23 protein-coding genes are annotated in these 18,169 nt (G+C 69.2%); 16 read left to right on the top strand and 7 right to left on the bottom strand.

Translation table 11 applies throughout. The features are described 5' to 3' along the window. Positions 1 to 497: 497 nt before the first annotated feature. The 3 genes from AC07N1_RS13255 to AC07N1_RS13245 all read left to right on the top strand — a co-directional run bounded on the left by AC07N1_RS13255 (position 498) and on the right by AC07N1_RS13245 (position 2,664). Positions 498 to 917 carry a Ros/MucR family transcriptional regulator gene (locus AC07N1_RS13255; RefSeq protein ID WP_494672244.1) on the top strand — a complete coding sequence of 140 codons (420 nt, stop codon included), beginning with the start codon at positions 498 to 500 and terminating at the stop codon, positions 915 to 917. Positions 918 to 1,141: 224 nt separating this feature from the next. Further along, complete coding sequence (gene mopJ / locus AC07N1_RS13250) at positions 1,142 to 1,639, top strand: motility/cell cycle regulatory protein MopJ (RefSeq protein WP_487287933.1); 498 nt, start codon at positions 1,142 to 1,144, stop codon at positions 1,637 to 1,639. 260 nt (positions 1,640 to 1,899) lie between these two features. After that, positions 1,900 to 2,664 (top strand): alpha/beta fold hydrolase, encoded by a 765-nt coding sequence (locus tag AC07N1_RS13245; RefSeq protein WP_494672243.1) that lies wholly within the window; start codon positions 1,900 to 1,902, stop codon positions 2,662 to 2,664. A gap of 19 nt (positions 2,665 to 2,683) precedes the next feature. Here AC07N1_RS13245 and AC07N1_RS13240 read toward each other — a convergent pair whose 3' ends face one another. From AC07N1_RS13240 to AC07N1_RS13225, 4 genes are all read right to left on the bottom strand, one after another. Then, positions 2,684 to 3,043 carry a hypothetical protein gene (locus AC07N1_RS13240; protein ID WP_494672242.1) on the bottom strand — a complete coding sequence of 120 codons (360 nt, stop codon included), beginning with the start codon at positions 3,041 to 3,043 and terminating at the stop codon, positions 2,684 to 2,686. Between the two features lie 184 nt (positions 3,044 to 3,227). Beyond that, the gene (locus AC07N1_RS13235) at positions 3,228 to 4,139 is read right to left on the bottom strand and encodes a ribokinase (RefSeq protein WP_487287681.1); all 912 of its coding nucleotides are present in this window, start codon (positions 4,137 to 4,139) and stop codon (positions 3,228 to 3,230) included. Positions 4,140 to 4,179: 40 nt separating this feature from the next. Beyond that, on the bottom strand, positions 4,180 to 4,977 hold the full coding sequence (gene fliP, locus AC07N1_RS13230; protein WP_494672241.1) for a flagellar type III secretion system pore protein FliP: 798 nt from the start codon (positions 4,975 to 4,977) through the stop codon (positions 4,180 to 4,182). Continuing rightward, positions 4,977 to 5,297, bottom strand: coding sequence for a flagellar biosynthetic protein FliO (locus tag AC07N1_RS13225; protein ID WP_494672240.1), 321 nt, complete (start codon positions 5,295 to 5,297; stop codon positions 4,977 to 4,979). The genes fliP and AC07N1_RS13225 overlap by 1 nt, the downstream gene beginning before the upstream one ends. Before the next feature lie 110 nt (positions 5,298 to 5,407). Here AC07N1_RS13225 and flgB point away from each other — a divergent pair, with 110 nt between their 5' ends. The 3 genes from flgB to fliE are packed head-to-tail and all read left to right on the top strand — an operon-like array spanning position 5,408 to position 6,600. Next, positions 5,408 to 5,851, top strand: coding sequence for a flagellar basal body rod protein FlgB (gene flgB, locus AC07N1_RS13220; RefSeq protein ID WP_494672250.1), 444 nt, complete (start codon positions 5,408 to 5,410; stop codon positions 5,849 to 5,851). Positions 5,852 to 5,862: 11 nt separating this feature from the next. Continuing rightward, positions 5,863 to 6,282 (top strand): flagellar basal body rod protein FlgC, encoded by a 420-nt coding sequence (gene flgC / locus AC07N1_RS13215; protein WP_110120876.1) that lies wholly within the window; start codon positions 5,863 to 5,865, stop codon positions 6,280 to 6,282. Positions 6,283 to 6,294: 12 nt separating this feature from the next. Beyond that, a complete protein-coding gene (gene fliE / locus AC07N1_RS13210) occupies positions 6,295 to 6,600 on the top strand; it encodes a flagellar hook-basal body complex protein FliE (protein ID WP_110120875.1) in 306 nt (101 codons plus the stop codon). A gap of 166 nt (positions 6,601 to 6,766) precedes the next feature. On the opposite strand, the gene AC07N1_RS13205 is transcribed toward fliE, so the two are convergent. After that, positions 6,767 to 6,940, bottom strand: a complete 174-nt coding sequence (locus tag AC07N1_RS13205) for a hypothetical protein (protein WP_494595961.1) — start codon at positions 6,938 to 6,940, stop codon at positions 6,767 to 6,769. Between the two features lie 110 nt (positions 6,941 to 7,050). Here AC07N1_RS13205 and AC07N1_RS13200 point away from each other — a divergent pair, with 110 nt between their 5' ends. The 9 genes from AC07N1_RS13200 to AC07N1_RS13160 all read left to right on the top strand — a co-directional run bounded on the left by AC07N1_RS13200 (position 7,051) and on the right by AC07N1_RS13160 (position 16,540). Continuing rightward, on the top strand, positions 7,051 to 7,827 hold the full coding sequence (locus AC07N1_RS13200) for an ATP-binding cassette domain-containing protein (RefSeq protein WP_494672239.1): 777 nt from the start codon (positions 7,051 to 7,053) through the stop codon (positions 7,825 to 7,827). Beyond that, the gene (locus AC07N1_RS13195; protein ID WP_494672238.1) at positions 7,820 to 9,364 is read left to right on the top strand and encodes a glycine betaine ABC transporter substrate-binding protein; all 1,545 of its coding nucleotides are present in this window, start codon (positions 7,820 to 7,822) and stop codon (positions 9,362 to 9,364) included. Before AC07N1_RS13200 ends, AC07N1_RS13195 begins: the two co-directional genes overlap by 8 nt. A gap of 58 nt (positions 9,365 to 9,422) precedes the next feature. Continuing rightward, entirely contained in the window at positions 9,423 to 11,096 is a 1,674-nt protein-coding gene (locus AC07N1_RS13190; RefSeq protein WP_494672237.1) for an alkaline phosphatase family protein, read from the top strand. A gap of 576 nt (positions 11,097 to 11,672) precedes the next feature. After that, complete coding sequence (gene fliQ / locus AC07N1_RS13185) at positions 11,673 to 11,936, top strand: flagellar biosynthesis protein FliQ (protein ID WP_110120873.1); 264 nt, start codon at positions 11,673 to 11,675, stop codon at positions 11,934 to 11,936. Between the two features lie 13 nt (positions 11,937 to 11,949). Beyond that, positions 11,950 to 12,705, top strand: a complete 756-nt coding sequence (gene fliR / locus AC07N1_RS13180; protein WP_494672236.1) for a flagellar biosynthetic protein FliR — start codon at positions 11,950 to 11,952, stop codon at positions 12,703 to 12,705. 9 nt (positions 12,706 to 12,714) lie between these two features. Next, positions 12,715 to 13,797: a flagellar biosynthesis protein FlhB gene (gene flhB, locus AC07N1_RS13175; RefSeq protein ID WP_494672235.1), complete on the top strand. Its 1,083-nt coding sequence runs from the start codon at positions 12,715 to 12,717 to the stop codon at positions 13,795 to 13,797. Positions 13,798 to 13,970: 173 nt separating this feature from the next. Next, positions 13,971 to 16,034, top strand: a complete 2,064-nt coding sequence (gene cckA / locus AC07N1_RS13170) for a cell cycle histidine kinase CckA (RefSeq protein WP_494672234.1) — start codon at positions 13,971 to 13,973, stop codon at positions 16,032 to 16,034. A gap of 33 nt (positions 16,035 to 16,067) precedes the next feature. Beyond that, positions 16,068 to 16,322 (top strand): hypothetical protein, encoded by a 255-nt coding sequence (locus AC07N1_RS13165; protein WP_494672233.1) that lies wholly within the window; start codon positions 16,068 to 16,070, stop codon positions 16,320 to 16,322. After that, positions 16,319 to 16,540 carry a type II toxin-antitoxin system RelE/ParE family toxin gene (locus AC07N1_RS13160; RefSeq protein ID WP_494672232.1) on the top strand — a complete coding sequence of 74 codons (222 nt, stop codon included), beginning with the start codon at positions 16,319 to 16,321 and terminating at the stop codon, positions 16,538 to 16,540. Before AC07N1_RS13165 ends, AC07N1_RS13160 begins: the two co-directional genes overlap by 4 nt. A 69-nt stretch (positions 16,541 to 16,609) precedes the next feature. Here AC07N1_RS13160 and AC07N1_RS13155 read toward each other — a convergent pair whose 3' ends face one another. Further along, a complete protein-coding gene (locus AC07N1_RS13155) occupies positions 16,610 to 17,161 on the bottom strand; it encodes a GNAT family N-acetyltransferase (protein WP_494672231.1) in 552 nt (183 codons plus the stop codon). A 72-nt stretch (positions 17,162 to 17,233) separates the two neighbouring features. Between AC07N1_RS13155 and AC07N1_RS13150 the strand changes: the two genes are divergently transcribed. Beyond that, on the top strand, positions 17,234 to 17,614 hold the full coding sequence (locus AC07N1_RS13150; RefSeq protein WP_494672230.1) for a YybH family protein: 381 nt from the start codon (positions 17,234 to 17,236) through the stop codon (positions 17,612 to 17,614). Positions 17,615 to 17,738: 124 nt separating this feature from the next. Here AC07N1_RS13150 and AC07N1_RS13145 read toward each other — a convergent pair whose 3' ends face one another. Continuing rightward, a complete protein-coding gene (locus tag AC07N1_RS13145; protein ID WP_487287665.1) occupies positions 17,739 to 17,951 on the bottom strand; it encodes a hypothetical protein in 213 nt (70 codons plus the stop codon). Positions 17,952 to 18,169 lie beyond the last annotated feature (218 nt).

Below are 18,169 nucleotides of genomic sequence, written 5' to 3'. Positions count from 1 at the left end.
GCCTTGTGCCCAGGATCCATCGTTCAGCTGCTCAGACCTTTGCAGGACGGCCTGGGTCTGAGCGGTCGCCGGCATGGACCCTCGCCACAAGGGCGAGGGAGGCGGAATTTCCCGATGTCGGAGGGCAAGGCGACCGACGCTTCGGAAGCTGAAAACCGGCCCCCTCCGTCGCTCCGCGACACCTCCCCCACAGGGGGAGGCGTGAAGTTCGGCGGAAGCCTTCTCCCGTACGGAAATCGAGCCCCTCCTTGAGAAAGCGACGCAGTAACTAGTCCGGCCGGTCAAGTTGGCTGAACGTGTTCAGTCAATATTACGGAAAATGCAAATTTCAACTCACGACCTTGAGTTGTCGTTTGGCTTATGTCGGCTATCCATCAGTCAATATTCCCTGGATTCAGCTATTGCCCGGATTTACTGGCAAGCTTATCCATATGTGCACTTCGCGTGTGAGGCGGCGCGCGTCGAATAAAAGAAAACAGAGAGAACGGGAGAGCGCCATGGAAGAAGACATCCCCCTGGTCGAACTGACCGCGAGCATCGTCGCCGCCTTCGTCGGCGGCAATGCGGTGTCGGCGGCCGAGATGCCGGCCCTGATCCGCAGCGTGCACGGGGCCCTGGCCGCCGTCGGCGCGCCGCAGGCGGCCGCGCCCGAGCCGAAGGAGCCGGCCGTGCCGGTCCGCCGCTCGGTGACGCCCGACTATATCGTCTGCCTGGAGGACGGCCGGCGCTTCAAGTCGCTGAAGCGGCACCTGCGCACGCAGTACGATCTGAGCCCCGAGGACTATCGCGAGAAGTGGGGCCTGCCGTCGGACTACCCGATGGTTGCGCCCAACTACGCCAAGGCGCGCTCGGACCTGGCCCGGCAGATGGGCCTGGGTCAGACCGGGCGAGGGACGCGCGGCGCCCGCAAGGGCTGAGTCTGAGCGTTCATTTACCTTAAATCAATCAATCACTTGTGGTTAAGCTCGAGCGAAACGCCGACGCCCGGTCGCTGTCCCAGCGGCCGGGCGTTGTGCTTCCAGATTGACTCGCCAGCAGAATCTTTGTTGGCGAACGCGATTTTTCGCTTCCGCCGATTCGGTGCTTAAGACATAGTGAATGCGCGGTGAATCACCGTGATTCCAAAGACTTGTTAAGGACTCTGAAGATGTCCGCGCAATTGAGCGCATCCGCCACGGCGGCGCGCGCTCATCAGGAAATGTTCGCTTACTGGGCGTCCCTGCGCCGTGGGGCGAACCTGCCTGCGCGTGTCGATCTTCAACCTTCCGGCATCAAGCGCCTGCTTCCGACCGTCAGCCTGACCGACGTGGTGCGCGAACCGCGCGACTATCGCCTGCGTCTGGCGGGCACCGGCCTCTACGGCGTCTATGGCCGCGAGATCACCGGCCGCAAGCTGGACGAGGTCTACAACACCGCCGCCGCCGACTACTGGCGCAAGGAACTGGACAAGGTGGTCGACGAGCGTCGTCCCGGCGTGGGCGTGCACAGCCTGGCCTGGCGCGGCGCGCCGCACGTCTCGATCCTGTGGCTGCGCCTGCCGCTGGCCAGCAACGGCAAGGACGTCGACATGATCCTGGGCTACGACGCCATCGTCGGCGCCCAGGCCGAAGGCTCGTTCAGCGGCATCCGCGCGGCCTAGAAGCGGCGCATCCAGCGCCTTGCGTGTTCGTCGTCCTTCGACAGGCTCAGGATGAGGAACAATGACAGGCCCGGGCGTTAGAAAAACCTCATCCTGAGCTTGTCGAAGGACGAGGTTTTCGCCCGTGGGGCAGTTCCTGTCTTCGACTTGATCCACCGCGCTCCTCCGGGAGGGGGTGTCCCCCAAGCTTGACCTCAAGTTGCGCCCGCCGCCCCGCTGCGCTAGCAATCGAAACGATTGTTTGAATTGTGGTGGATCGCATGCCCAGCTTCACGACCTCGGACGGCTTGTCGATCGCCTATCAGGTTTGGGGCGAGGACGCGGATCGGCCGCCGGTGGTGCTGCACCACGGCTTTTCGGCCAGCGGCCTGATCAACTGGAAGGGGCCGGGCGTGGTCGACGCCCTGGTCGCGGCGGGGCGCAAGGTCGTGGCGATCGACGCGCGCGGCCATGGCGCGTCGGACAAGCCGCATGATCCGGCCTTCTACGGCGAGGCGCGGATGGCCCGCGACGTCGGCGAACTGATCGACCATCTGGGCGTCCCGGCCATCGACCTGGCCGGCTATTCGATGGGGGCGATCGTGTCCCTGATCTGCGCCAGCCAGGAGCCTCGCGTGCGGCGGCTGGTCACCGGCGGGGTGGGCGAGGGCGTGGTCGCCACCGGCGGGGTCGACACCCGCCACGTGCCCAGCGACGCCATCGTCGAGGCGCTGCTGACCGAGGATCCCTCGACCATCCGCCATCCGGCGGCCGCGCCCTTCCGGCTGTTCGCCGACGCCATCGGCGCCGACCGCAAGGCCCTGGCGGCCCAGGCCAGCGTCGTCCACGCCAAGCCGATCGCGCTCGACCGCATCGCCGCTCCGACCCTGGTGATCGCCGGCGACGACGACCCGCTGGCCGTGCGGCCCGAGCGGCTGGCCGAGGCGATCCCCGGCGCGCGGTCGCTGCTGGTCGGCGGCGATCACCGCACGGCGGTGGCCAATCCGGCTTTCGCCCGGGCGATCGTGGACTTCTTCGCGGCATGACGGCTTGCGGCGCGCCCACTCAGGCGCATTCGTAGTCCCAGACGCTCTCGGTCCAGCGGGAGCCTTGCCTTATGTCGAGGGTGAACCCGTCGAAAAGGTCCTGCGGACGCTTGCCGCGCTCGTCGGCGATCTCCTGCAGTTCCTCGAAGTCGACGTTGTAGGTCAGGCCTACCCGAACATATACGGCGCCGAGGTCGTGGCCCGGGCGAGTCTCCAGCAGGGTTTCGGTCCGCGCCTGAGCAGGGACGCCGTTGTGGCCCAGTTCGCCGTCATACCCGTCGCGGCGGGCGTCGAAGAGGTCGGCCATCGAGCCGCAAAGCGCGCACTTCAGCCCAAGACCGCTAGCCTGCTCGTCGCCTTGCGGCCTGTGCTCGAACACCACGAACATGCCCCAGACGCAGTGCGTGCAGGCCAGCTCGAATCGCGCCGTCGGCGGGGTTCCGTCGTGGCTGCTGAAGGTGCTCTCAAAGCGTGCAACGACCGGAGGCGGTGCTTCGCGGGCCTGGGCCAGGATATCGGGTGTTGTCCTGTCCAGGGCGGCCTCCCTTGTGATCCGAAGGGCCTCAGCCCTCCAGGAACTGCTCGACTTCGCGCTTGCCCGGCATCGAGGGCGCGGCGCCCGGCTTCTGCACTGACAGGGCGGCGGCGGCGTTGGCCTGCTCGACGGCCTCGCGTAGGTCGAGATTGGCCGACAGGCCCGCGGCCAGGGCGCCGCAGAAGCAGTCGCCGGCCCCGACGGTGTCGACCGCCTTGACCTTGCGGCCCTCGACCAGGAAGGCCTCGTCGCGGCGCACCGCGGCGACGCCGGCCGAGCCCAGGGTTACGATGATCGTCTGGTCCGGGCGGCTCATCAGCTTGCGGGCGGCCTTGGAGACCTCTTCCAGCTTGGCCGGCTCGTGGTCGAGGCGGGCGTAGGTGGCCAGCTCGGTCTGGTTCAGGATCAGGATGTCGGTCAGCGGGAACAGGGCCGCGCCCTGGGGCAGGGCGGGGGCGGCGTTCAGCACCCGCAGGCCGCCCTTGGCCGCGCCGGCCTTGAACAGGGCCTCGATGGCGGCGGCCGGGGTCTCCAGCTGGGCCAGCAGCACGCGCTGGCCCTCCAGCGGGGTGGCGGCCACCTGCTGGGGCGTGATCATCATGTTGGCGCCGCCGGTGACGACGATCATGTTCTCGCCGCTGTTGGACACCCAGACGTGGGCCTGGCCGGTGGGGGCGCCCGACAGCTCGACGACGTCGGCCACCTGCACGCCGTAGCCAGCGAGCTTGGCCTTCAGGCTGGAGCCGCTGTCGTCCTTGCCGACCGCGCCCATCAGGCGGGTGGGCGCGCCCATGCGGGCGGCGGCGACGGCCTGGTTGGCGCCCTTGCCGCCAAGGAACAGCTCCAGCGACAGGCCGGCCACCGTCTCGCCCGGCCGCGGCAGGTCGTCGACCCGCGCCACGGCGTCCAGATTGATCGAGCCCAGTACGAAAACGCCCATCGGTCTTGGTCTTCTGTTCTTGTCTTCAAAGAGTAGCGCGTCAGCCTGCGCCGCCGCCGCGCTGGAAGCTTTCCACCAGGCTGCCGCAGACGAGTCGCCAGCCATCCACTAGCACGAAGAAGATCAGCTTGAACGGCAGGCTGACCGTCGCGGGCGGCAGCATCATCATGCCCATGCTCATCAGCACGCTGGCGACCACCAGGTCGATGACCAGGAACGGGATGAACAGCAGGAAGCCGATCTCGAAGGCGCGCTTCAGTTCCGAGATCATGAAGGCCGGGGTGACCACCTTCAACGGGGTCTCCTGGGCGGCCTTGGGCTTCTCGATCTTGGAGAGGCGGATGAACAGCGCCAGATCGTCCTCGTCGACCTGGCGCAGCATGAAGGTCTTCACCGGGCCGCCGGCGGCCTCGAAGGCCTCGGGCAGCTCCATCTGCTTGTCGAGCAGGGGTTTGACGCCGGCGTCGTAGGACTGCTCGAAGGTCGGGCCCATGACGATGGCGGTCAGGAACAGCGCCAGGCTGATGATCACCGGGTTGGGCGGGCTCTGTTGCACGCCGATCGCCGTGCGCAGCAGGCCCAGCACCACGACGATGCGGACGAACGAGGTCGTCATGATGACGATCGACGGGGCCAGCGACAGCACGGTCAGCAGGCCGACCAGCTGGACGACGCGCTCGGTGAGGCCCGCGCCGGTGCCGAGGTTCACGTTGACCGCCGACTGGGCCATGGCGAAGGACGGGCCCAGGGTGGTGGCGAAGGCGGCCAGCACGGCGATGACCGCGGCGCGGCGCAGGTCCTGCGGGTGGGCGCCGGTGAGGGACTTGAGCAGGCTCATCAGGCCACGGGCTCCGGCTGGGCGGGGGTCTCGGCGGAAGGCGTCGAAGCGGCGGAGACGCCGGCGGGCGTCCAGTCCAGCAGGCGGCCGTCGCCCAGCAGCACCAGGCGCTCCTCGCCGTCCATGCGGCACAGCACCAGGCGGCGGGCGGGGTCGAGCACCAGGGTCTCGATCACCTGCAGCCGGCGCTCGCGGCGCTGGGAGACGAAGCGGCTCAGGGCGTCGGGGCCGAATCGGCGCAGGGCCACGGCGGCCAGGCCGATGAGGCCCAGCGTGACGGCCAGCGCCGCGACGGCGCGGATGAGCAGAAAGACGTCCATGGCCGCGGCGCTGAAATCCCTGGCGTGAAAGGCGCGGCGTGGCGCCGCATCCCTGGTGTGCCTCACGGGTATTAATGCGCGATTAACCCTGTTTCTTCACCATGATCCGCATGGGTCCCGACGACATTCCCCTCTTTGCGATGCTCAAGAGCCGGCTCGGCTATCTGAACGAGCGGCAGAAGGTCGTCGCCCAGAACGTGGCCAACGCCGACACCCCCGGCTACCAGCCGCGGGACCTGAAGGCCTACACCTTCCAGGCCTCGCTCGACGCCCAGGCGACCGGCTCGTCCTATCGCGGCGGCGGCGCCGCGCCGGTCGGCCCGGTGAAGATGCTGGCGACCAGCAGCGGCCACATGGCCCCGGCCACGACGGCCAGCCCGTGGCGCTCGCCGCAGGGCGCCGACAGCGAGACCACCCTCGACGGCAACTCCGTGAGCCTCGAGGACCAGATGCTCAAGATGACCGATGCGCGCATGAACTACGACGCGGCGGTTTCCTTCTATCAGCGCTCGCTGGCGATGCTCCGCACCGCCTCGCGCAAGCCCAACGGTTGAGGACGCGCTAGATGGCTGAAATTCGATCCCAGTCGACGGCGGCGATGGCCGTGGCGGCCAGCGCGCTGAAGGCCCAGCAGGGCCGCATGCGCATCATCGCCGAGAACATCGCCAACGCCAATTCGACGGCCCGCACGGCCGGCGGCGACCCCTACCGTCGCCAGGTGCCGGTGTTCCGCCCGACCAAGGTCGAGGGGGCGGAAGGCGTCAACATGATCCGCGTCGACGGCGACGAGAGCGCGTTCAAGACCGAGTACGACCCCGGCAACCCGGCCGCCGACGCCAAGGGCTACGTCAAGCTGCCCAACGTCGACACCCTGGTCGAGGCGCTGGACATGAAGGAGGCGCAGCGCGCCTACGAGGCCAACCTCAACGTGATCGAGACCGCGCGCAGCATGCAGTCGCGCACGCTCGACATCCTGAAGAAGTAGGGGGCTTAAGCGATGATCACCGCGCTCGCCGCTTCCAAGGCCTACGCCGCCACCGGCTCGACGCCGCTGTCGCTGGGCAAGAGCTCCAGCGAACCCAAGAAGATGGACTTCGGCGACATGCTGAAGTCGGCCATGACCGACACGGTCCAGTCCTCGCGCCAGGCCGAGCACAAGATCGCCCAGCAGGCCGCCGGCAAGGCCGAGATGATCGACGTCGTCACCGCCATCTCGTCGGCCGAAGCCAGCCTGGAGACCGTGATCTCGATCCGCGACCAGGTGATCTCGGCCTATCAAGAGATCATGCGGATGTCGATTTAAGGACCCTTCTCCCCTTGCGGGAGAAGGTGGCGCGAAGCGCCGGATGAGGGGTTTCTCAGACGCAAAACGCCGCGACTGGCCGATCGGCCGTCGCGGCGTTTTTGTTCGTGCGACCCCTCACCCGACCTCCTTCGGAGGCCACCCTCTCCCGCAAGGGGAGAGGGATTTAGAGCGGCGGCAGCAGCCCCGCCACGTCGATCCCGCGCAGGGCGGCGACGACGCCGGCCCAGACGGCGAGGTTGGCCAGCAGCATCAGGGCGACGGCGACGCGCAGGCGGCGCTGGACGAGCTTGCGGCGCTTGCGGGCCTTGAAACCGGGCATGGATAGGGCCGTGGCCATTGTTCTGCTCCTGATCAGCCCCCCGTTAACCCACATTAACGCGTCTGATTTGGCTTGGTGCAAGCGGGACGGCTTGTCGCAGCGGTCGCTAGCGCGGAAGGTGAGGGGGCATGAGCCCCGCTCCAGTCCCCGCCATCGTTCTCGAGAAAGTCGGCAAGACGCACGGCGACGCCGTGGCGCTGGAGGCCGTGGACCTGTCGATCGCCAAGGGGCAGTTCGTGGCCCTGGTCGGCGGATCGGGGGCGGGCAAGACCACGCTGCTCAAGACCATCAACGCCCTGGCGACGCCTACGGCGGGCGTGGTGCGGATCGACGGCCAGGCGGTCGGAGCGCTGGACGGCCCGGCCCCGCGGCGGCGGATCGGCTACGTCTTCCAGGAGATCGGGCTCTTTCCGCACATGAGCGTAGCCGAGAACATCGGCGTGGTCCCGGATCTGCTGGGCTGGCCGAAGGCCGAGATCGCCGCGCGGGTGGACGAACTGCTCGATCTGGTGGACCTGCCGCGCGCGCTGGCGCAGCGGCGGCCGTCGGCGCTGTCGGGCGGGCAGAGGCAGCGGGTGGGCGTGGCCCGGGCGCTGGCCGGGCGGCCGTCGATCCTCTTGATGGACGAGCCGTTCGGAGCGCTGGACCCGATCACCCGCACCGCCCTGGGCGACGACGTGCGGCGGCTGCACGAGACCCTGGGGCTGACCACGGTGATGGTCACTCATGATGTGGCCGAGGCCTTGCTGCTGGCCGACCGGGTGGTGGTGCTGGAGCATGGCGGGATCATCGCCGACGCCGCGCCGCGCGACCTGATGGCCGGCCACGCCGATCCGCGCGTCGAGGCCCTGATGGCGGCCCCGCGTCGCCAGGCCGAGCGGGTGAGGGCGCTGCTGGATGGCTGAGCTGCTCGCGCTTCTGCCCCAGCGCCTGGCCTGGCACGCGGCGCTGTCGGCGGCCGCCCTGCTGCTGGGCCTGGCCGTCGCCCTGCCGCTGGGCTTCGCCGCGGCCAAGCGGCCGGGGCTCCGCTGGATCGCGCTGGGCGCGGCCAGCCTGGTGCAGACCGTGCCGAGCCTGGCGCTGCTGGCGCTGTTCTATCCGCTGCTGCTGCTGGCCTCGAACCTGACCAAGGCGACGTTCGGTTTCGGCTTTCCGGCCCTGGGCTTCCTGCCGGCGTGGCTGGCCCTGGCGCTCTACGCCATGCTGCCGATCCTGCGGAACACGGCGGCGGGGCTGTCGGGCGTCGATCCGGCGGTGACCGAGGCGGCCAGAGGCGTGGGCATGACCCCGCGCCAGAGCCTGCTGCGGGTCGAGCTGCCGCTGGCCGCGCTGGTGATCCTGGCCGGGGTGCGGACGGCGGCGGTGTGGACCATCGGCGGGGCGACCCTGGCCACGCCCGTCGGCCAGACCTCGCTGGGCGACTACATCTTTTCGGGGCTTCAGACCGAGGCCTGGGACATGGTGCTGGTCGGCTGCGCGGCCTCGGCGGCGCTGGCCCTGATCGTCGACCAACTGCTGGGTCTGGTCGGGCGCGGGATCGAGCATCGCCGGCCCATGCTGTGGGGCGGAGCGCTGGCGGCGCTTGGCCTTGGCCTGCTGGCGGCGCTGGCGCCGATCGCCGCGCCGGCCCTGACGCCGCGCCCGCAGGCCTATGTGGTGGGGGCCAAGAACTTCTCCGAACAATATGTGCTGGCCGAGCTGATCGCGAACCGGCTGGAAGCGCAGGGCGCGCGGGTCGAGCGACGGATCAACCTGGGCTCGGCCGTGGCCTATCGGGCGCTGGCCGCCGGCGAGCTCGACGCCTATGTCGACTATACCGGCACCCTGTGGGCCAACGTCCTGCACCGCACCGACAGTCCCGGCCGGCAGGCGGTGCTGGACGCGTTGCGGACCGAGCTGAAGCGCCGCGACGGCGTGGTGCTGGCCGCGCCGCTGGGTTTCGAGAACGCCTACGCCTTCGCCATGAAGCGCCGGCAGGCCGAGGCCTTGGGCGTGAAGAGCCTCTCTGACCTCGCGGCCAAGGCGCCGGACCTGGTCATGGGCGGCGACCTGGAGTTCTTCTCGCGGCCCGAATGGAAGGCGGTCGAGACGGCCTACGGCCTGCGCTTCAAGGCGCGGCGGCAGTTCCAGCCGACCTTCATGTACCGCGCCCTCGGTTCGGGCGAGGCCGACGTGATCTCGGCCTTCTCCAGCGACGGGCGCATCGCGGCCGACGACCTGGTGGTGCTGGAGGATCCGAAGGGCGCGCTGCCGCCCTATGACGCGGTGCTGCTGGTGTCGCCCGGGCGGGCCGACGATCCGCGCCTGAAGGCGGTGGCGGCGCAGCTGTCGGGCAAGCTGTCGGTGCAGGCCATGCGGCAGGCCAACTACGCCGTCGATCGCGACACCGACAAGCGCTCGCCCGCCGCCGTCGCGCGCGAATTGAGCGACGACATTCCCTGAACGCCGTCCGCCCAAGCTTCATTTGCGACGCTTTTGTGAATGGGGCAGGTTGCGCGCCATGAGCAAGCTTACCTCCACGGCGGCGCTTTCGGCGCTGGCCGGCGTCGCCCTATTCGCTTCCGTGCCCGCTCAGGCGGCAGACCAGGTGAAGCCCAATCCCAAGCTGGTGGTGGTGATCTCCATCGACCAGTTCAGCGCCAACCTGTTCGAGCAGTGGCGCGGCCAGTGGAAGGGCGGTCTGGGCAAGCTGGGCCGCGAGGGCGTGGTCTATCCCAACGGCTATCAGTCGCACGGCATGACCGAGACCTGTCCGGGCCACTCCAGCCTGCTCACCGGCGCCTATCCCAACCGCACCGGCATCGTCGGCAACAACTGGTACGACCCCGAGACCGGCAAGAAGTCGTACTGCCTGCTCGACACCTCGGTCACCCTGGCCGCCCCGTCCGACCAGGACCCGGTCAGCGACAAGAACCTGATGGTCGGCACCTATGGCGACTGGCTGAAGGCCGTGTCGCCCAAGAGCCGCGTCTACGGCGTGTCGGGCAAGGATCGCGGCGCGATCACCATGGCCGGCCACAAGGCCGACGGCGCGTTCTGGTACCAGGCCGGCTACGGCTTCAACACCTTCGTGCGTCCCGGCGAGGACGCGGCGACCAAGCTTGCGCCCGTGGCCGCGCTGAACGCGCGCCTCGCCGCCGAGCAGAAGAAGAAGCCCTTCGTCTGGACCTACGAGAACAAGGCCTGCGCGGCCCTCGAAAAGACCTGGACCACGGGCGACCGCACCTGGGACGCCAAGCTGCCCCGCCCGCTGCCGACCAACGAAGCCGAGACCCTGCGCGACCTGGCCGCCAGCCCCTATACCGACGCCGTGACCCTGGAGGCCGCCGCCGCCCTGCGCGACGAGTTCGGCCTGGGCGACGGCCCGCAGGTCGACGTGCTGACCGTCAGCCTGTCGGCCACCGACTTCATCGGCCACCGCTACGGCACGCGCGGTCCGGAGATGTGCGATCACCTCAGCCGCCTGGACGCGCGCCTGGACGCCTTCCTGTCGCGCATCGGCAAGGCCAAGGGCGAGGTGCTGGTGGTGCTGAGCGCCGACCACGGCGGTTCGGACTTCCCCGAGCGCCTGCACGACGAAGGCTACGACGTCAGCCGCATCGCCACCTCGGCCTGGCTGAAGGGCCTGAACGCCCAGCTGCGCACCGATCTTGCGCTCGACTACGACCCGGTGATCGCGCCGGGCGGCATCGACACCCTGGTGATCGTCGGCGCCGACAAGAAGGTGCTGCCGGCCACGGAGCGCGCCCGCGTCGCCTCGGCGGCCCTCGCCCTGGTGCGCGGCCGCCCCGAGGTGGCCGAGGCCTATGAGATCAACGACCTGCTGACCACGCCGCCGGTCGCCAAGGGCACGCCGCCGGATGCGATCAACGTCAAGGAACGCCTGCGCCGCAGCGCCTGGCCGGGCCGTTCGGGCGACATCCTGGTGGCCTTCAAGCCGAACCTGGTGCCGGCCACGGCGGCGGCGACCTATGTCGCCACCCACGGCACGCCCTGGGACTACGACCGTCGCGTGCCGATCCTGTTCTGGTGGAAGAGCGCCCAGGCCCGCGAACGCATCCTGCCGATCGAGACCGTCGACATCGCCCCGACCATTGCGGCGGTCACCGGCGTGCCGGTGCCGACCCCGATCGACGGCCGCTGCCGTCCGCTGGGCGCGGGCCACGATTGCTGAGCCGCGGAGCCCTCTCCCCCTTGCGGGAGAGGGTGGCCTCCCGGAGGGAGGTCGGGTGAGGGGTCTCTCAGACCTCAAAGCCGCGTGCAGCTGTCAGGCTTGGTGAAGGCGTCTCACATCTGAGAGACCCCTCATCCGACGGCCTTCGGCCGCCACCTTCTCCCGCAAGGGGAGAAGGGCGCTTAGAATCTCAGCGAAGCAGGGCGAAGCCCAGCACGTCCGCGCCGACGAAGGCGATGATCGCCCAACCAATGACCAACCCGGCGAACGGGTGGCGCTGCCACCAGCGCAGCTTGACGTCCGAATGCATGACAGTTCCCCAACTGAAGGTGGCATTCTGTACGCAACCGGATAGTTTCGCCAGCAACCATCGCGCGGCGCCGTAGCGTAAAGTCGTACAAATCGGTGCGGCGCGGTGTCGCAGGCCGCGGGGCGGGGCTCAGCGACCATGCGCCGCGCCCGGCTTACCGCCGGCGGGGGCGTCGTGTTAACAGTCCCTAACTCCCTGTTAACCATGTCGGCCCCATGGTGCGGGCCGTACCAAAACCGTCCAGAGCGCCCGCAGAAAGCCCGTTCATGACCGGAGCCGAAGTCCTCGACGTGGGTCGCGACGCGATCTGGCTGACTTTGCAGCTTTGCGCGCCGGTGCTGATCGTCGGCCTGGTGGTGGGCGTGGCCATCGGCCTGTTCCAGGCCCTGACCCAGATCCAGGAACAGACCCTGGTCTATGCGCCCAAGATCGTCGCCATCTTCATCGCGCTGCTGCTGTGCCTGCCGCTGATGGGAGCCCTGATGTCGGGCTTCATGCGCCAGATCGCCGCCCGCATCGCGGCGATGTAGGGAGGGGCGGGGCGTGGACAGCTTCGCGACGACCGCTCAGGTCTATGTCGCCGGTCTGGTCTTCGCCCGGATCGGGGCCATGCTCATGCTGATGCCGGGCATCGGCGAGACGGCCGTGTCGCCCCGCATCCGCCTGTCGCTGGCCCTGCTCATCGCCCTGATCATCACCCCGACGGTCGCCAAGGGCGTGGGCCCGCTGCCGACCACGGTGGGCGGTCTGGCCGGCCAGCTGATCCACGAGATCCTGATCGGCCTGATGATCGGCGCGGTGCTGAAGATGTTCATGAGCGCCATGACCACGGCCGGCGAGATCATCTCGATGCAGACGACGCTGTCGTTCGCCCAGACCACCAACCCGATGGGCGTGCAGTCGAGCACGGCGGTGGCCACCTTCCTGTCGATGCTGGGCCTGACCCTGATCATGGCCACCAACCTGCATCACCTGTTCATCGGGGCGATGGCGCGGTCCTACGACCTCTTCCCGTTCACCAAGACCGTGCCGGTCAACGACGCCGCCGCCCTGGCCGTGCGCACCGTGGCCCAGAGCTTCACCCTGGGCGTGCAGCTGGCCGCCCCGGTCATCGTGTTCTCGATCGTCTTCAACCTGGCGACCGGCCTGGTCGGGCGGGTCATGCCGCAGTTCCAGATCTTCTTCGTCACCTCGCCGCTCAGCGTCATCCTGGGCCTCTCGTTGCTCGCCCTGTCGTTGGGCGGCATCGCCATGGTGTGGAGCGATCGCTACCGCGATCTGCTCAACGTCTTCAGTTAGGAGGGCGCCGTGGCCGACGACACAGACGACGCCTCGAAAACAGAAGAACCGACACAGAAGAAACTTTCGGACGCCCGGAAGAAAGGCGACGTTCCCAAAAGTCCCGACTTCTCGCAGCTGGCCTCGCTGGCCGGCGCGTTCGGCGTCGTCGTCATCGCCGGCGGCTGGCTGGCGCGCGACCTGGTCTCGGCCCTCGTGCCGTTCATCGCCCACGCCGGCCAGATGGACGTCGAGGGCGGGGCCAACCTGATCGCCAAGAAGGTGGTGCTGGCGGCGCTGCCGCCGCTGATCCTGGTGATGCTGGTCTCGGGCTTCATGGGGGCTGCGGCCAACATCGCCCAGTCGGGCTTCCTGTTCTCGGCCGAGAAGATGAAGCCGGACTTCGCCAAGCTGAACCCGATGAAGGGCCTGGGCCGCATCTTCGGGCCCGACGGCCTGATGCAGTTCGCCAAGTCGGCCCTGAAGTTCATCGTCACCGGCGTCATCGCCTGGTTCGTGCTCAAGCCCGACGCCAAGATGGTGATCGGCCTTGTCGGCATGGACCCGGCGGCCATGCTCCCGCTGGCCATCGACCTTTGCAAGAAGCTGTTCTGGGCGGTGCTGATCTTCCTGCTGGTCACTGCCGGCTTCGACTGGTTCTGGCAGCGCATGCGCTTCAACAAGCGCATGCGCATGACCCTTCACGAGGTGAAGGAAGAGCACAAGCAGTCGGACGGCGACCCGCACATCAAGGCCAAGCGCCGCCAGATCCAGATGCAGCGCTCGCGCCAGCGGATGATGCAGGCCGTGCCCAAGGCCACCGTCGTCGTCATGAACCCGACCCACTACGCCGTGGCGCTGAAGTACGAGCAGGGCGAGACCCCGGCTCCGATCTGCGTGGCCAAGGGCGTCGACGAGTTGGCCCTGAAGATCCGCGCCCTGGCCGAGGAGTCCGGCGTGCACGTGCTGGAGGATCCGCCCCTGGCCCGCGCCCTCTACGCCGCCGTCGAGATCGACCAGCAGATCCCGGCCGAGCACTTCGAGGCCGTCGCCAAGGTCATCGGCTTCGTGATGAGCAACAAGAAGGCCAGGCGCCGCGCCTGGGCCGACTGACGGCCCGCCTGATCCTTCGGACGCTTGTCCGGGATCATCGGGACATCACATTTCCGCCGTAGAATCAGAGACCTGCTTTCTGAACGCGCTCTTGCGCCGCGTAAGGAGTATCCTTACCGGACGAATCGTCGGGGCCTTCATCCCCGCCAAGTTGCAGAAGGATTTCGGTCGGCATGGCCGAGACGCCCGCGAAAGACATGACGGCGGCCCGCCGCCGCGCCGACCCCCTGATCTGGGGCGCGGCGATCTTCTTCGTCCTGGCCGCCGGCTTCGCCACGGCCCCGGCCCTGAGCGCCGGACCCGCCACCCTGGCCGGCCTGCTGCTGCTGGCGGGCGTCGCCGGCGTGGCGATCCTGGGGCTGGTGGCGATCCGCGCCTCGGCCGCGCACGACAACGGCCTGGACGTGGCCGACAGCTTCATCGAGGCCCTGGGCGAGCCGGCGGCCCTGACCGTCGCCGACGGCCGCATCCTGGTGGCCAACCAGGCCTGGCGCGACACCATGGGCGAGGCCCGCCGCCTGCCCAAGGACGCGGCCCTGTTCTCGGCCCTGACCCGCGCCCGCAAGGGCGAGACCGCCGAGACCCTGGTCGTGCTGGCCGGCCAGGAGCGCTCGGCCGTGGCCGCCCGCGTGGCCGGCGGCCGTCTGCTGGTGCGCCTGCCCGTCGCGGCCGAGCCCGTCGCCGCCCCGCTGCCGCCCGTCGCCGTTCCCATTCCTCAGGCCGCCCCGCCGCCGCGGGCCCTGGACGCCTTCTCCGGCGCCTCGCCCTTCGGCGCGGCCCTGCTGGAGGGGCTGGATCCCTTCAACTCGCAGGTGCTCGAGGCCAATCCGGCCCTCTCGGCCATGACCGGCGCGGTGAGCGCGGGCATGACCCTGGGCGAGCTGATCGACCCGCCGTCGCGCGCCGAGGCCGAGACCCGCCTGGCCGAGGGCAAGGCCGGCCCCTTCGAGGTGCGGCTGGCCCGCGATCCCTCGCGCATCGCCCATCTCTATCTCTACCGCGCCGAAGGGCGGCTGGTGGCCTATCTGATCGACGTGTCGGAGCAGAAGCAGATCGAGCTGCAGCTGGCCCAGGCCCAGAAGATGCAGGCCATCGGCCAGCTGGCCGGCGGCGTGGCCCACGACTTCAACAACCTGCTGACCGCCATCCAGCTGCGCCTGGACGAGCTGCTGCATCGCCACCCGGTGGGCGACCCGTCCTACGAAGGCCTCAACGAGATCCGCCAGACCGGCGTGCGCGCCGCCGACCTGGTGCGCAAGCTGCTGGCCTTCTCGCGCAAGCAGACCGTCCAGCGCGAGGTGCTGGAGCTGGGCGAGCTGATCTCGGAGTTCGAGGTCCTGCTGCGCCGCCTGCTGCGCGAAGACGTCAAGCTGATCACCGACTACGGCCGCGACCTGCCGCAGGTGCGGGCCGACAAGAGCCAGCTCGAAACGGCGGTCATGAATCTGGCCGTCAACGCCCGCGACGCCGTGCGCGCGGCCAAGGGCGGCGGCGTCGTGCGCATCCGCACCGCGCGCCTCAACGAGGACGAGGCTCGTAGTCTCGGCTTCCCGGGCGCCGAGGGCGACCAGGCCTTCATCGAGGTCAGCGACGACGGCCCCGGCATCCCGCCCGAGGTGATGGGCAAGATCTTCGACCCGTTCTTCACCACCAAGCCGGTGGGCGAGGGCACGGGCCTGGGCCTGGCCACCGTCTACGGCATCGTCAAGCAGAGCGACGGCTGGATTCACGTCCACAGCCGTCCGGGCGAGGGCGCGGCCTTCCGCATCTTCCTGCCCGTGCACGAGCCGACCCCCGCTCAGGCCGCCGCGGCCGCCGTCGTGGCCGCCGAGCCGCCCAAGCCCCGCGCCGCCCGCGACCTGTCGGGCGCCGGCCGCATCCTGTTCGTCGAGGACGAGGACGCCGTGCGCGGCGTCGCCGCCCGCCTGCTCCGCGCCCGCGGCTACGAGGTGCTGGAGGCCAGCGACGGCGAGGAGGCCCTGGTCATCGCCGAGGAGAACGCCGGCAAGATCGACCTCTTGATCAGCGACGTGATCATGCCCGGCATCGACGGCCCGACCTTGCTCAAGAAGGCCCGCGGCTATCTGGGCAACGCGCCGGTTATGTTCATCTCGGGCTATGCCGAGGCCGAGTTCAGCGACCTGCTGGAAGGCGAGACGGGCGTGACCTTCCTGCCCAAGCCCATCGACATCAAGACCCTGGCCGAACGGGTGAAGCAACAGCTGCAGGCGGCTTGAGGACAAGGGTCCAGGCTTGAGGTAGGGTGAGCCATGGCCGATGGTTTTTCCTTCGATGTCGACGCCGATCTCGCCGAGCGATTGTCCGCCGCCGCGGCCGACGCCGGCGTATCGCGCGAGGCCTATGTGCGGGCGCTCCTGGAGCAGGAAAGCCATGGGGGGCTCGACTGGGTCATCGCGCGGGCGCGGGCCTACGATTTCGATCGAACCGGCGAGGCGATGACAATCGACGAGGCGTTCGCGGAGCTTGACGCCTTGGTGCTCGAACGGCGGGCGCACAACGCTTGAACCGCCGCCGCGTCGTCCTGGCCCTTGCCGTTCGACGCGACCTAGAACGGTTGGCCGATTTTCTGGCCGCCAAGAGCCCGCGAGCCGCCAAGCGGGCTGCGGCCGCGATCAAGGGGGCCATTCGATCTCTGGAGACCTTTGCGTCGCGAGGGCGGCCGGTCGTCCACGAGCTGCGTGAACTCAGCGTGGACTTCGGCCGGGATGGCTACGTGATCTAGTATCGCGTCGAACCCGAGCGGGTCGTCGTGCTCCGTATCTTCCACACGCTTGAAGACCGCGAAGGCTGATCACCCCCGCCGCAGCAGGACCGTCGGGCTTTCCTTGTAGGTGGTGCGGGTCTGTTCGACGAAGCCGGTCTTGGCCGCCAGGGCCAGGGAGGCGGCGTTGTCGGGGTGGATGATGCAGACGACCGGAGCCGCGCCCCAGCGGGTTTCGCCCCAGGCCAGGCCCGCCTTTACGGCCTCGGTCCCGAAGCCCTGGCCGTGCATGCGGCTGCCCAGCACCCAGCCCATCTCCGGCACGCCTTCGAACGAGGGGGTGATGTCGCGGTGGAAGTCGGCGAAGCCGACCTCGCCGACATAGCGGCCGGTGGCCGTTTCGCGCACCGACCAGTAGCCGTAGCCGAGCAGGGCCCACAGCCCCCGGGCGCGCAGCAGGCGGGCCCAGCTTTCCTCGCGCGTCGAGGCCCGGCCGCCGACATAGCGATAGACCTCCGGATCGGCCCACATGGCGACGCTGTCGTCGAAGTCGGACAGCTGCGGCGGGCTGAGCGTCAGCCGCGCGGTGACCAGGACGGGCGGGGCGGAGGCGCGGGGGGCGAAATCGTCGAGGGGCGGCATCGGGGTCCGGGTTTGCGGAGGAGCGACGGCGCAGCCTATATCGCCGTGCAGCACTAGGGGACCCGCAAGTTCATGACCTCGCCGCAGGACGCCGTCGCCGCCCGCCGCAAGCTCACCAACCGCCTGATCGCGGGCAAGGACGCGGGCCGGCTGATCCCGTTCTTCCTGCCCGACGCCAAGCTGATCGCCGGCGACGGCTCGCTGCTGCTGGGCCGCGACCAGATCATCGAGGCCTTCGCCGGCCAGTTCGCCGACCGCGACTTCGTTTCCTACGTCCGCACCAGCGAACTGATCGAGCTCGACGCCGACGGCGAGCGGGCGGCCGAGCGCGGACGCTGGGTCGGAACCTGGAAGGGCGAGGGCGCGACCCAGAGCGGGACGTACCTGGCCACCTGGCGCAAGATCGCCGGACAGTGGGTGATCGAGAACGAGCTGTTCGTGACCCTGGCCTAGGAACCGCTGCGCGGCCCCCTCAGTCGCTCCGCGACAGCTCCCCCAGAGGGGGAGCATCTTTCCGGCGAGGCGTCAGATCAGATCCTCCCCCTTTGGGGGAGGTGGCCCGGAGGGCCGGAGGGGGTCAGCGCCGCTTCTTCGGCGCGGGCTTCGAGGCGGCGTCCACCACGGCGCCGGCGCCGGCGCCCACGACCGCGCCCACGGGGCCGGCGACGACAGCGCCGGCGATGGCGCCGGTGGCCGCGCGCTGTTCCATGTTGTGGCCGCAGGCCGAGGCGAGGGCGGCCAGGGCGAGGATCGCGGCGAGGCGCGGGACGTGCGGCGTGAGACGGGTCATGGGGCTTTCCGAACGGCGAATTTACCGCACGGGTTAACGGTGAGGCTTGGTCGGGGTTCCGACAGAGGCAAGCGGATGCGTCGAAAATCCCGCTGCTGCGGCGTTTTCTCGCGCGTCGAGGTTTTTCCTGTGAATCAAAGTGTTAATAGCGCGGGCAGCCAAAAAGCCGGGCAAAATCAATGCTGCAGTGCAGCAGGCGCTTGCGACTCGGTCATAGT

The sequence above is a fragment of the Caulobacter sp. GW821-FHT09B11 genome (genome assembly GCF_059418205.1).
Note: the sequence above shows the minus strand (reverse complement) of the source record. Positions and strands in the feature narration are given on the sequence as shown.